The 13,333-nt window shown below is 58.0% G+C and carries 12 protein-coding genes; 8 read left to right on the top strand and 4 right to left on the bottom strand.

Annotated features, from left to right (window positions below; translation table 11 throughout):
- Positions 1-17 precede the first annotated feature (17 nt).
- Together ACTRWH_RS17565 and ACTRWH_RS17560 are read left to right on the top strand one after the other, a co-directional pair.
- Complete coding sequence (locus ACTRWH_RS17565) at positions 18-1,379, top strand: DUF1329 domain-containing protein (RefSeq protein WP_136633164.1); 1,362 nt, start codon at positions 18-20, stop codon at positions 1,377-1,379.
- A gap of 323 nt (positions 1,380-1,702) precedes the next feature.
- Complete coding sequence (locus ACTRWH_RS17560) at positions 1,703-3,028, top strand: DEAD/DEAH box helicase (RefSeq protein WP_036211594.1); 1,326 nt, start codon at positions 1,703-1,705, stop codon at positions 3,026-3,028.
- A 53-nt stretch (positions 3,029-3,081) separates the two neighbouring features.
- Here ACTRWH_RS17560 and ACTRWH_RS17555 read toward each other — a convergent pair whose 3' ends face one another.
- Positions 3,082-3,570, bottom strand: a complete 489-nt coding sequence (locus ACTRWH_RS17555; RefSeq protein ID WP_462826688.1) for a winged helix-turn-helix transcriptional regulator — start codon at positions 3,568-3,570, stop codon at positions 3,082-3,084.
- Between the two features lie 90 nt (positions 3,571-3,660).
- Between ACTRWH_RS17555 and ACTRWH_RS17550 the strand changes: the two genes are divergently transcribed.
- The 5 genes from ACTRWH_RS17550 to ACTRWH_RS17530 all read left to right on the top strand — a co-directional run bounded on the left by ACTRWH_RS17550 (position 3,661) and on the right by ACTRWH_RS17530 (position 7,647).
- Positions 3,661-4,773, top strand: a complete 1,113-nt coding sequence (locus ACTRWH_RS17550; RefSeq protein ID WP_041332930.1) for an NADH:flavin oxidoreductase — start codon at positions 3,661-3,663, stop codon at positions 4,771-4,773.
- A 129-nt stretch (positions 4,774-4,902) separates the two neighbouring features.
- A complete protein-coding gene (gene bamE, locus ACTRWH_RS17545; RefSeq protein WP_041332932.1) occupies positions 4,903-5,214 on the top strand; it encodes an outer membrane protein assembly factor BamE domain-containing protein in 312 nt (103 codons plus the stop codon).
- Between the two features lie 25 nt (positions 5,215-5,239).
- Entirely contained in the window at positions 5,240-5,833 is a 594-nt protein-coding gene (locus tag ACTRWH_RS17540; RefSeq protein WP_075194639.1) for an exopolysaccharide biosynthesis protein, read from the top strand.
- Positions 5,834-5,921: 88 nt separating this feature from the next.
- Positions 5,922-6,464, top strand: coding sequence for a hypothetical protein (locus ACTRWH_RS17535; protein WP_036211583.1), 543 nt, complete (start codon positions 5,922-5,924; stop codon positions 6,462-6,464).
- A gap of 31 nt (positions 6,465-6,495) precedes the next feature.
- Complete coding sequence (locus tag ACTRWH_RS17530) at positions 6,496-7,647, top strand: patatin-like phospholipase family protein (RefSeq protein ID WP_091644050.1); 1,152 nt, start codon at positions 6,496-6,498, stop codon at positions 7,645-7,647.
- Here ACTRWH_RS17530 and pntB read toward each other — a convergent pair.
- From pntB to ACTRWH_RS17515, 3 genes are all read right to left on the bottom strand, one after another.
- Positions 7,636-9,027 carry a Re/Si-specific NAD(P)(+) transhydrogenase subunit beta gene (gene pntB, locus ACTRWH_RS17525; protein ID WP_091644053.1) on the bottom strand — a complete coding sequence of 464 codons (1,392 nt, stop codon included), beginning with the start codon at positions 9,025-9,027 and terminating at the stop codon, positions 7,636-7,638. The two genes, ACTRWH_RS17530 and pntB, sit on opposite strands and share 12 nt — an antisense overlap.
- A gap of 12 nt (positions 9,028-9,039) precedes the next feature.
- Complete coding sequence (locus ACTRWH_RS17520; protein WP_075194642.1) at positions 9,040-10,617, bottom strand: Re/Si-specific NAD(P)(+) transhydrogenase subunit alpha; 1,578 nt, start codon at positions 10,615-10,617, stop codon at positions 9,040-9,042.
- Positions 10,618-10,761: 144 nt separating this feature from the next.
- Positions 10,762-11,394 carry a TetR family transcriptional regulator gene (locus ACTRWH_RS17515; protein WP_075194643.1) on the bottom strand — a complete coding sequence of 211 codons (633 nt, stop codon included), beginning with the start codon at positions 11,392-11,394 and terminating at the stop codon, positions 10,762-10,764.
- Positions 11,395-11,709: 315 nt separating this feature from the next.
- Between ACTRWH_RS17515 and ACTRWH_RS17510 the strand changes: the two genes are divergently transcribed.
- Positions 11,710-13,284, top strand: a complete 1,575-nt coding sequence (locus tag ACTRWH_RS17510; protein ID WP_462826687.1) for an NAD(P)-binding protein — start codon at positions 11,710-11,712, stop codon at positions 13,282-13,284.
- Positions 13,285-13,333 lie beyond the last annotated feature (49 nt).

Genomic DNA, 13,333 nt, shown 5'->3' with positions numbered 1-13,333 from the left:
AAACCGAGGAGTAATCCATGATTAATCGAAAAAACCTGCTTTACAGTGCATTAGCGTGCTCAATGCTGTATTCCGTATCAGCCGGCGCAGGAGTGTCGGCCCAGGAGGCCGCCAAACTGGGAGATACGCTCACGCCGATGGGTGCCGAGAAGTCCGGTAATGGCGATGAAATTCCTGCCTGGGACGGGGGGCTGCTTCAGGCGCCGGGTGCCTACCAGGGCGACGGCCGATACGTGGACCCGTTTCCCAACGACAAAGAGCTGTTTCGTATCGATCAGAGCAACGTTGACCAGTACGCGGACAACCTGACGCCTGGCCAGATTGCGATGATCAAGACGTACGACAATTATTTTATGCCGGTCTACCAGACTCGGAGAACGGCGACCTATCCTGCCGACGTGCTGGAGAAAACCAAGGCCAATGCCACCGAAGTGGAATTGGTGGAAAGCGGAAACGGTCTCAAGAACTACACGACAGCGACCCCGTTTCCGATCCCCCAAAATGGTCTTGAGGTGATTTTCAACCATATCACCCGCTACCGCGGCGGTTCCTTTACCCGCAATGTGGCACAGGTAACACCGCAACCAAACGGCGATTTCAGCCCAGTCAGGTTCACCGAGTCGTTTACCGAACGGGTGGCGCTGGAGGATTTCGATCCGAGCGAAGATCCCAACGTGATGTTCTATTTCAAGCAGGCCATCACCGCTCCGTCACGCCTCGCCGGCAACGTACTGCTGGTGCACGAGACCATCAACCAGGTTAAGGAACCCCGCCGCGCATGGTTGTACAACTCCGGGCAGCGTCGTGTTCGCCGTGCTCCCAATGTGGCCTACGATGGGCCGGGTACCGCCGCAGATGGTCAGCGCACGTCTGACAACCTGGACCTCTACAATGGCGCGCCAGACCGTTACAACTGGGAACTCAAGGGCAAGAAAGAGCTGTACATTCCGTACAATTCCTATCGCCTGACCGACGAGAGCCTGAGCTATGACGACATCATAAAGCCCGGCCATGTCGACCAGGGCCTCACGCGTTATGAGCTGCACCGGGTATGGCATGTAACAGCGACACTCAAGGATGGTGAGCGGCATGTCTACGGCAAACGGGACTTCTACATTGATGAGGATACCTGGCAGATTGCAGCGGTGGATCACTACGATGGTCGTGGCAACCTGTGGCGTGTTGCCGAAGCGCACGCGATGCAGATATACGATGCCAACATTCCGGCCTATGCCTTTGAAACCCTGTATGACCTGTTGTCAGGGCGCTATCTGGTGATGGGGCTGACCAACGAGGAAGACGAGCCTTACCAGTATGGTACCGAGCGTCGCTCCCGTGAATACACGCCGGCTGCGTTACGCCGGGACGGCGTGCGTTAATCGTTGATGGCGGACCGATAACCCTGCCTGGCCTGGCAGGGTTATCCCCGACGGGGCACCACATCAAAGATCCCTGCCCGGTAAAGTTCCTTATAGCTATTCCCGAATCACTCTGTTAGTGTTCCCAGCATCCTGCCTCTAGGGATTTCCGCAATTCAAGGCTTCAAGCCCGTGCGAACCATCCATACGACCTGTCAGAGGACGTCACCCCGTTAACGGTGTGTGGCCGTAGTCGTCTTTTATTCCATGAATCTTCATGGCATCTGCCCGCATTCGCCGAGAACGGAGTTCGTGGAGGCAGACTAATCAAGAGTTGATCCACTATGAGTTTTTCTTCACTCGGTTTGTCCGAGCAACTGGTCCGTGCCACTGCCGACCAGGGTTACGAAACCCCATCACCCATCCAGGCCAAGGCCATTCCCGCCGTTTTATCCGGCAGGGACGTGATGGCGGCTGCCCAGACGGGTACCGGTAAAACCGCAGGGTTCACCCTGCCATTGCTGCAGCGCCTGGCGGAAAACCCCCGCACTGGCAAAGGCCCGCGTGTACTGATCCTGGCGCCTACCCGCGAGCTGGCGGCCCAGGTACATGACAGTGTGGCCCTTTACAGCCGATACATGCCGACCAAGTCCGCCGTGGTATTTGGTGGCGTAAAAATCAATCCGCAGATGATGAAGCTGCGTAAGGGCCTGGACGTGCTGGTGGCCACACCCGGCCGTCTGATGGACCTGTATCAGCAGAATGCAGTTCGCTTCAACGAAGTGGAAATCCTGGTGCTGGACGAAGCCGACCGCATGCTGGACATGGGCTTTATCCGTGACATCCGCAAGATTCTTGCGCTGTTGCCCGCCAAGCGCCAGAACCTGTTGTTCTCCGCCACCTTCTCCAATGAAATCCGCACCCTGGCCGAAGGCCTGCTGGATAACCCGGTGCAGGTGGAAGTGGCAGCCCGAAACACTGCTGCGGAAAGCATCAAGCAGTCGGTCTATCCGGTTGATCAGAGCCAAAAAACCGCCTTGCTGAGCAAGCTCGTGCGAGACAATGGTTGGGAGCAGGTGCTGGTGTTCACCCGTACCAAACACGGTGCCAACCGCCTGACCCAGAAGCTGGAGCGTGACGGTATTACCGCTGCTGCGATCCATGGCAACAAGTCACAGGGTGCTCGTACCCGCGCCCTGGCTGATTTCAAACAGGGTGAAGTGCGTGTACTGGTCGCAACCGACATCGCAGCCCGTGGCCTGGACATCAAACAGCTGCCCCAGGTGGTGAACTTCGAATTGCCGAACGTGCCGGAAGACTACGTTCACCGCATTGGCCGTACTGGTCGTGCCGGTGAAAGCGGCCATGCACTGTCGCTGGTCAGCGCCGATGAGGGCAAGATGCTTGCCGGGATTGAGAGGCTGATCAAGAAGCAGTTGCCGCGCAAGTCTGTTGAAGGCTTCGAGCCCCAGAACAACCTGCCATTGAAGCCAAAAGCCAAGGCAGACCCCAGCCGGGCCCGTGGTCGCGGCGGTAACGGTGGTGGCAATGGTAAGCCCGGCGGAAATGGCCGTAGTTTTGGCGGCAAGCCGGGTGGTCGCAGTGGCGGCCGTAGCCAGAATGGCAACGGTGGTCAGGCAAGGCGCTCACCCCAGCGCGAAAACGCGTAGTCCTGCCTACTCCACAGAAAACGGGGCCCCAGGGCCCCGTTTTGGGTATTGGCTCAGGCTGACTTTTTGCCGTCCGGTGTCTTTTTCTCGAGGCCGGTGTCGGCGCCTTCCGGCACAAACACATCACGTACGGTCAGCGGCTTGCCGTCGGCATCCTGAACTTCAACCGGTAAAATGGCACGCCCGGTTTCGCGGTCCCTCAGGTCCAGCGGTGTTTGATCTGGCGCCGGATTCCATTTGTCGCCCCACTGGCGAAGGGCGATCACAATCGGAAACAGGTCCCGGCCTTTTTCGGTCAGTCGGTACTCGAATCGTGAGCCGTGTTCGCCCACATCCACCTTCTTCAATACCTCGTTGTCCACCAGCCTCGCTAACCGGTCGCAGAGAATGTTGCGGGCAATACCCAGCTCTTGCTGGAAGTCCACAAAGCGGCGGGTGCCATACATTGCGTGCAGCACTACCAGCAGGGACCACCAGTCACCCACCTCGTCAAGGGCGCGGGCGACGGAGCAATTGGAGTCATCAAAACGTTTTCTGGCCATGTTTCGGAGTGTACCTAATAGGGTTGCATTTTAAAACCAGATTCAATATGGTTGCTTAAAGAAACCAGATTAGTAAGGTTGCGATCTACCATGAGCATGAATCTTGGCCCTTTGTTTGAACCCTTTGAACTCCACAACCTGACCCTGCGCAATCGCGTGGCGATGGCTCCGATGACCCGCAATTTCTCGCCGGGCAACGCCCCGAGCCAGGATGTGGTGGACTATTACCGCCGCCGCGCTGAAGGCGGTGTTGGTTTGCTGATTACCGAAGGCACTACAGTGAATCATCCTGGCGCCAACGGTTATCCGAATGTGCCGTTCTTTCATGGCGACACAGCCCTCGCCGGCTGGAAAGATGTGGTTGATGCGGTCCACGAGGCTGGCGGGGCCATTTTCCCGCAGTTGTGGCACGTGGGTGCCGTACGCAAGGAAGGCACCGAGCCGGACCCATCCGTACCCGGTTACAGCCCTTCCGGCCTGTTTTCACCGGGCAAACCCAACGGCAAGGCGATGAGCAAGGACGACATTGACGACGTCATCACGGCGTTTGCGGACGGTGCTCAGGATGCGAAGGCGTTGGGCTTTGACGGTGTGGAGATTCACGGCGCCCACGGTTATTTGCTGGATCAGTTCCTGTGGGAAGGCACCAACCAGCGTGATGATGAATACGGCGGCAGCATGGAGAACCGTCTGCGCTTCGTGGTTGAGATCGTTGAAGCGGTCCGCCATCGGGTAGGCCCGGACTTCCCCATCATGCTGCGTTTCTCCCAATGGAAACAGCAGGATTACGAAGCGAAGCTGGTGAACACACCCGAGGAACTGGAGCAGTTTCTGAAACCGTTGGTGGATGCCGGTGTGGATATCTTCCACGCCTCCACGCGCCGCTTCTGGGAGCCCGAATTCGAAGGCTCTGACCTGAACCTGGCAGGCTGGACCCAGAAACTGTCTGGCAAGCCGACCATGTCCGTTGGCAGTGTGGGCCTGACGGAGGACTTCATCAGCGGTACTTTCGCCAGTAAGAAGGAAGCGGTGGAGCAGTCCGGCATCGACGAACTGGTTGAGCGCATGAACAACAGCGAGTTCGAATTGATCGCCGTTGGCCGCGCATTGCTGCAGGACCCCGAGTGGCTGGTGAAAGTGAAGGACGGCCGTATTGGCGAGGTCGAGCCGTTCGCGAAAAAGTCGCTGGCAAAGCTCTACTGATCAGACAAGGCGTTGACAACAGGCCCCGGCGAGACACCGGGGCTTTTTTGTGTCTGTCCGGGCTGTAATTTAACCTGTTGCCGAAACCCGTATGATTAATGCTCTTGTTTTCAACTAAAGGGATACACCATGAAGTCTGTAACTTCTCTTTCAGCCATTGTCCTGCTTGCGTTGACTCTGGTTATGGCCGGCTGCGCCACGGTCGGCCAGGACTTTGCCACCCATAACGTTGACCAGATCGAGATCGGCGATACCACCCGCGCCGATATCCAGGAGATGTTTGGTGAGCCCTGGCGCACCGGTATCGAGGACGGCAAGCGCACCTGGACCTACGGCAAGTATCGCTGGTCTGCTTTCGGTGACGCCGAGACAACGGACCTGGTGGTGCGATTCAACGAAGATGGCACAGTGTCTTCCTACGTCTACAACACCACCAAGTAACGATCAGATTTCCGGAGGCTGGTGAATGGATGACCAGGGTGATCCGGCGGATATCGAACAGTTACTGGACCGTATAGAAGCAGGGGCCGCTGGTCGTTCTCACGTTTCCATCGGTGAAATGATGGATGCAGTCGGGCGCCGGACCTTTGGGCCGCTGGTGCTTCTGGTTGGCCTTATTCTGGTGACGCCCCTCAGTGGCGTGCCGGGAATGCCGACCCTGTTGGGCCTGCTCACACTGCTGACGTTGGGGCAGGTTCTGTTGGGTCGGACCCAGTTCTGGCTGCCCAGCTTGTTGCTCCGGCGTCAGGTTCCCCGCCAGAAGCTTGTACAGGGGCTCCATTTACTGCGCCCGGCCGCACGGCGGATCGACCGCCTGATACGCCCAAGATTCACTTTCCTCGTCAAGGGTCCTGGCCTCTACGCCATGGCGCTTGCGTGCATGGTGATTGCGATCGTGATGCCGGCGACGGAGCTCGTGCCATTCAGTGCCAGTATTGCTGGCGTGGCGCTGATGACATTCGGCCTTGCGATGATCTCGAAAGATGGTCTCCTTGCCGTGCTTGCCTGGGGTGTTTCGCTGGCGGGGCCGGTGATGTTGGTGCGAACCATCGGCAGCTGAATAAGGCCAGATTACGTAAAGTCAGGGGTTATGAACTAAATTGTCAGTAGAAGAACGCCTCATTCACAGGCGAAAGAGGAGAAACACCATGATACGTTTATTCTATCTGGTATCTTCGATTGACAGTGCAAAAGAAATCTCCGACGACCTTCACGAGCACGACGTCACTGACTGGCGCTTCCACATTGTCAGCAAGGACGAGGCCGGCCTCTACACTCACCAGTTACACACCGCGTCCATCCTGGACCGAACGGATCTGCCCAGGTACGTGGAGCGCGGCGCCATAGCCGGCTTTGTGCTGGCGCTGGCCTTCCTTGTACCGTTGGCCTTGCTGGAAGTTCTGAACATGCCGGCGGCCGCCTGGATCGCCCTGTTTATCTTTGTGGTGGTAGCGGGCGCCTGGGTTGGTGGCTTTGGTGGTATCCAGAGTGAAAACTACCGTATCGAGCCGTTCCATCATGATATTGAGGCAGGGAAGTACCTGATCATGGTGGATGCCCCGAAGGACCACATTCCCAAGGTCAAGGAACTGATGGCGAAGAACCACCCCGAGGCCAAGTTGCAGGGCAAGGATTCCAGCATTAACAATCCGTTTGCCGGCCGGCGTCGGCATAAGATCAAACAGGCCTGATGCGAGGCACTGTTCAAAACGGAATGGCTTCATGACAAAGAACGGTGTCATTCTCACCGGCGGTGGCGCGCGGGCGGCGTATCAGGTCGGCGTGCTTCGCGCTATCGCTGACATGTATCCGGACTGGAACCACCCGTTCAATGTCATTATCGGTACCTCGGCCGGGGCGATCAATGCCATGGCCCTTGCCGGTAACCGGGGGCTGTTTCGCCACAGTATTGATCATCTCGATAAAGTCTGGTCGGAACTGACCATGGACCGGGTATTCCGGGCGGATACCTTTAGCCTGATGCGCAGCTTCAGCGCCATCGCCCGCAAGATGATCAGTCGCCCCATTGAGAGCGGGCCGGTTTCCTTTCTGGATAATTCGCCACTGCGGGAATTGCTGGAGCGGGAGATCGACCTGCAGAGCATTCGGCAAACCATTCAGGAGGGCCACATCGACGCTGTGGGCCTGAATGCCTGCGGTTACGCGACTGGCCAGAATGTGTGTTTCTTTGAAGGGGCTGAAGGGCTGCAAGGCTGGTCGATCGGACAGCGTGGCGGCACCCGCACAGAGCTGGCAGTGGACCACATCATGGCGTCTGCGGCTATTCCCACTCTGTTTGCGCCGGTGAAGATCAACCGCGAGTACTTTGGTGATGGCGTGACCCGCCAGATGGCCCACATCAGTCCGGCATTGCGACTGGGTGCACGCAAGGTGCTGGTGATCGGGGTTAGTGCCAACGCGATGTGCCCGTCCAGGCGCCCGGAAAAACCCGGTATGCCAACGCTGACTCAGGTACTGGCCCACGTGTTCAACGGCATGTTCCTGGATACGCTGGACTACGACATCGATCGCTCACGGTTGATCAACCAGTTGCTGGAACTGATCCCCGAGAAGAAACTGAAGGAATCCGGGCTGGACCTGAACCCGGTGGATATTCTGGAAATTTCCCCTTCCGAGCCCATCAACGAAATCGCCATGAAATACATTGACGCCATGCCGCTGGTGTTGCGACGGTTGACCGGTGCTTCGGACAACGCGCCTTTTTCCAGCGCCAATCTCGCCAGCTTCCTGCTGTTCGACAAACGCTTCTGTCGCGATTTGATTGAGCTGGGCTACCGGGACGGCCAGAGCCAGTCCCGGCAGATTGAGCGGTTTTTTGAGAAGGAATCCGGGGCTGAAGAATCAGCCCCTTAACCCACCAACCAGCTTGTCGATGCTTTCCTTGGCATCGCCAAACAGCATGCGGGTGTTGTCTTTGAAGAACAGCGGGTTTTCCACGCCTGAGTAACCCGTGGCCATGCCCCGCTTGAGGACAACCACCTGGCGCGCTTTCCACACCTCAAGCACCGGCATACCGGCGATCGGGCTGCCCGGGTCTTCGGCGGCGGCCGGGTTTACGGTGTCGTTGGCACCGATAACCAGCACCACATCGGTACTTGGGAAATCGTCGTTGATTTCGTCCATTTCCAGCACGATGTCATAGGGCACGTGGGCCTCGGCGAGCAACACGTTCATGTGTCCGGGCAGGCGACCCGCCACAGGGTGAATGCCGAAACGCACGTTGACGCCACGGTCCCTCAGGATTTTCGTCATTTCGCTGACGCCGTTCTGGGCCTGCGCCACAGCCATGCCGTAACCCGGCACGATGATCACTGAATCGGCATTGCGCAGTTCCTCGCACACATCATCCGCGGAGGACTCATAGACAGACTGGTCAGTATCGGCCGCGCTTGAGCTGCTGCTGGTCTGGCCGAAGCCGCCCAGGATGACGCTGATAAACGACCGGTTCATAGCCTTGCACATGATGTAGCTGAGGATGGCACCGCTGCTGCCTACCAGGGCACCCACCACAATCAGCAGGTCATTACCCAGCATGAACCCGATAGAGGCCGCCGCCCAACCGGAGTAGCTGTTGAGCATGGACACCACTACCGGCATGTCGGCGCCGCCGATGGCCATGATCAGGTGAATGCCGAGCACCGAGGCGATGACCGTCATGATGACAAGGGATGTAAGCCCCAGCGCCATGCTGTCGGTACCGAGGAACCAGGCACCCAGCAATACGCAGGCAATGATGGCCACCAGGTTCATCAGGTGTCGGCCCGGCAGGGTCAGGGCCTTGCTGTCGATGCGGCCATCCAGTTTGCCGCAGGCCACCAGCGACCCGGTGAAGGTCACGGCGCCGATAAAGATACCGACAAACACTTCCACCAGCTTGATGGTGTGTTCGGCACCCGTGGTGGCTACCAGGGGCTCAATATAGCCCGAGAAGCCGACCAAAACCGCCGCCAGGCCCACGAAACTGTGCAGCAGGGCAACCAGCTGCGGCATCTGGGTCATTTCCACCTTGTTGGCGATGGGGATACCAATACCGGCGCCCAGCAGCACCGCAATCACGATCGCGATAACACCACCGTCCACGCTGGCCAGGGTGGCGCCAACAGCGATGATGATGCCGGCGACACCATAAAGGTTCCCGCGCCGGGCGGATTCCTGATGGCTAAGGCCACCCAGGCTGAGGATAAAACAGATACTTGCGACCACGTAGGCCACGCTCACCAATCCTGTGCTCATATCGGGCGCCTCCTACTTGCGAAACATTTTGAGCATGCGATGGGTGACCCGGAAGCCGCCCCCCACGTTGATGCTGGCAATCAGCACCGCGAAAAAGGCCATGATGCCAACGGCCAGATTCTCCGCCTGGGCCAGGTGGAGAATGGCACCGATCACAATGATGCCGCTGATGGCGTTGGTCACGCTCATCAGAGGCGTATGCAGGGACGGCGTCACGTTCCAGATAACCTGCCAGCCGATAAAGCAGGACAGGACAAACACCGTGAAGTGCTGCAGGAAGCTTTCCGGCGCATGGGCACCAACCCCGTAGAGCGCCAGGGCCGTGACCAGCAGCAGCGCACCCTTGCCAAACTGGCTGCGGCGTTTGGCGTCTTGCCTCGCGGCCTCCTTGTCGGCAGCCGTGGGTTCTTCAGTGCCGGGCGCCGGCTTGGGGCTGACCGGCGCTTCCGGTTGAGGTGGTGGCCAGGTAACGTCGTTCTCTCGCACCACCGTCAGGCCACGGATCACATCGTCTTCCATGTTGACCTGGGGCTGGCCGTCTTTCTCTGGTGTCAGTTCAGTGATCAGGTGTACCAGGTTAGTGGCATAGAGATCGCTGGCCACCTTGGCCATACGGCTGGGCAGATCGGTGTAGCCAATCAGCGTTACGCCATGATGGTGAGCGACCTTGCCGGGCTCCGTCAGCTCGCAGTTGCCCCCGCGTTCCGACGCCAGATCGACAATCACACTGCCGGGTTTCATGGATTTCACCATATCGGCGGTGATCAGCTTGGGCGCAGGCTTGCCGGGAATCAGGGCAGTGGTGATGATGATATCCACCTCTTCGGCCTGTTCCGCGAACAGCGCCATCTCCGCCTTGATGAACTCGTCGCTCATCTGCTTGGCGTAGCCGCCGCCACCGCTGCCGTCCTCGTCGTCGAAATCCAGCACCAGGAACTCGGCGCCCATGCTTTCAACCTGTTCTTTCACTTCCAGACGGGTATCAAACGCCCGCACAATGGCGCCCATGCTGTTTGCGGCGCCGATTGCAGCGAGGCCAGCGACGCCGGCCCCGATCACCATGATCTTCGCCGGTGGTACCTTGCCAGCCGCCGTCACCTGGCCGGTAAAGAACCGCCCGAAGTTATTGGCCGCCTCAATCACCGCGCGGTAGCCGGCAATATTGGCCATGGCGCTCAAGGCGTCCATCTTCTGGGCACGACTGATGCGGGGCAGGCTATCGATGGCGAAGGAAGTAATCTTTTTGGCCGCCAGTTTCTCCAGCAGCTCGGGATTCTGCGCTGGCCACAGGTAGCTGACCAGGAACGCCCCTTCCTTCATCAGATCCACTTCGTGTTTCTTGAGCGAAGGGTTTTTCATCGGCGCGCGAACCTTGAGGATAAAATCCGCGTCCTGCCAAAGCGATTTGGTGTCCGCCGCAATGGTAGCGCCCACTTTTTCGTAGGCGTCGTCCGTGTAATTCGCGGCCTCACCCGCACCGGCTTCGACCATCACCTCATAGCCAAGGCCTATCAGCTTATGCACCGAGGGCGGCGTTGCCGCTACCCGTCGTTCATCCTCGAAAATCTCCCTGGGGATACCGATCTTCATTGTAAGTACGTCCTCCGGAATGACCGATTCACTGAAAATCTCGGTTTTTACTTATAGGTAGACGCTAACAGATTTACAAAGGTTTTCCTAAAAACGAACAAAGCGAAAAAACGGAAAGGTAAAACGAAAAAAATAATAAGCCCGTTAGAGGTCCTTCTCTAACAGTGCCTGTACCTCACTTTCGGCCAGCCCATCCAGCATTGCCCCCCGAAACTGGCGGTTGATAAACCGCTCGGTTTCATGTTGGATCATTGCCCGCTGCGCCGGTTTCTCGATGTAATCCATTGCCCTGAAAAGGATATAGCGAATGGTCATGCGGGAGATCTCATGAATCGTCTCCGTCGGCACAGCACTGACCAGCCGCCGCTCGATAATATCCTCCGCCATCTCGCGCGCGCTGGCATCCAACTGCGCCTCAAGCGCCCTGCGCAACAAAGCCGACGGCCCGTGAAGCTCCCGCACCGCCACGGTCGTCGCTGCCGGGTTGGCCAGGAAGTAGTGGTAAACAAACGTCACCGTATCGTGGGACGCCTGCTCCGACGACTCCGCCATCCGCCGCAACTCCCGCACGCCGGCTTTCATGTCTTCGGCAATGTACCCAAGTACCTGCAGACCGAACTCGTCCAGATTCTTGAAGTGCCGATAAAAAGTATTGGGATTCAGTCCGGCCTCACGGGCCAGTTCCCGGAGACCGAGAGAGGTCAGGCTGCGGCTTTGGGTAATCAACCTGAGCGCCGCCTGAATCAGCTTCAGTTTTCCACCACTTAAAACATTCATGAAGCATCACCAAAGTTCGAAGGGGTAATTGGGAAGGCTTTTCCGAAACTGTGCGGAGCCATGGATGGCGGAGCCCAAGCGCCACATGGATGTGCTCGAGCGTGTTTCGGAAAAGCCTTCCCAATTGCCCCAGCCCCCGAAGTTTGATCTGGGGGACAGTTAGTTATCAAACGAGGCCAAACAGCCAGATCCTGATGTTTGGAAGTATACAACTGTCTACTCTGTTGGGTATACATGTGTCTACCGCCAATCATCATGGCGAAACAGACAACAACAGGCAAGGCCAGAAGGCCAGCGAACAGCGAGGTGGAAAACATGAGTCAGACAGCAAAAATCGCCATCATAGGCACCGGATTCTCCGGCCTGGGCATGGGGATCAAACTCAAAGAAGCCGGATACGACAACTTCGTCATCCTCGAACAAAGCGACGACGTCGGCGGCACCTGGCACGAAAACCACTACCCCGGCTGTGCCTGCGACGTCCAATCCGCCCTCTACTCCTTCTCGTTCGAACAAAACCCCAATTGGACCCGCATGTTCGCCCAGCAGAAAGAAATCCAGGCCTACCTGCGAAGCTGCGCCGAAAAATACGACCTCATGAAACACGTGCGCTTGAACACCCACGTGGCGGGTGCCCGCTTTGACGAGAAAACCCAAAGCTGGACTGTCGAAACCTGCGACAGCCCCAAACTCTGGACCTACATGCAGGACAAGGGCCTGAACCCCGGCGACAAACTCAACCGCAAAGACAAGGGCCTGCCCAAATTCAGCACCTTCAAGGCGGATGTTGTGGTTTCCGGCATGGGCGGCCTTAGCACCCCGGCATACCCCAACATCAAAGGCATCGACACCTTCACCGGCAAAAGCTTCCACTCCCAGGACTGGGACCATGACTACGACTTCAAGGGCAAGCGCGTAGCGGTGATTGGCACCGGCGCCTCAGCCATTCAGTTCGTACCGGAAGTGGCCAAAGACGCAGCTCACCTCGACCTCTACCAGCGGACTCCACCATGGATCGTACCCAAGCCTGACCGCGAGATCCGCTCGCTGGAACGGATGATGTTCCGCAAGTTCCCGCAGACCCTGAACGCCTTTCGCCAGAGCATCTACTGGATGTTGGAAGCACGGGTACTGGGCTTTGTAGGCAATCCGCGAATCCTCAAAATCGGTGAATTACAGGCACGCCGCCATATCCGCAACCAGATCAAGGACAAGGAACTGCGCAGGAAAGTTACCCCGGATTTTCACTTCGGCTGCAAGCGGGTGCTGATTTCAAACAACTATTACCCGGCGCTGGCCCAGGATAACGTCGACGTGCTGACCGACGGCATCCGCGAAGTGCGTGGCAATATGATCGTGGATAACAACGGCCATGAGAGGGAAGTGGACTGCATCATTTATGGCACCGGCTTCAAGGCCCAGGACCCGATACCCGCAGGCATGGTACATGGCCGTGGCGGCCAGGACCTGCTGGATGCATGGAAAGGCGGTGCCGAAGCCTACAAGGGTAGCGCCATTGCCGGCTTCCCCAACTTCTTCATGCTCATGGGCCCCAATACCGGCCTCGGCCACAGCTCCATGGTCTATATGATCGAAAGCCAGATCCAGTATGTGCTGGATGCCCTGAAGAAAATGGACAAGCACGGCTGGAAGAGCGTGGAAGTGAAGGAAGACGCCCAAAGCCAATACAACGCCTCTATTCACGCAAAGCTCGGCGACTCCGTGTGGCAGACCGGCTGCAAGAGCTGGTATGTGAACGAGAACGGCAAGAACACCACGCTGTGGCCGGGCTTCACCTGGCAATTCCGCCAGCAGACGAAGCGGTTTGACGCGGGGCAGTATGTGTGTGAGCCAGAGGCTGTTGAAGCGGGCGAGGCTGTTGTGACTTGATCGCTGGCCCCAATGGGGCCATGGTTTGGTAATGGGAGCAAATGGAGCA

This window comes from Marinobacter sp. G5_S1_61_S3, from assembly GCF_054968585.1.
This window is presented reverse-complemented; position numbering and strand designations above follow the sequence as displayed.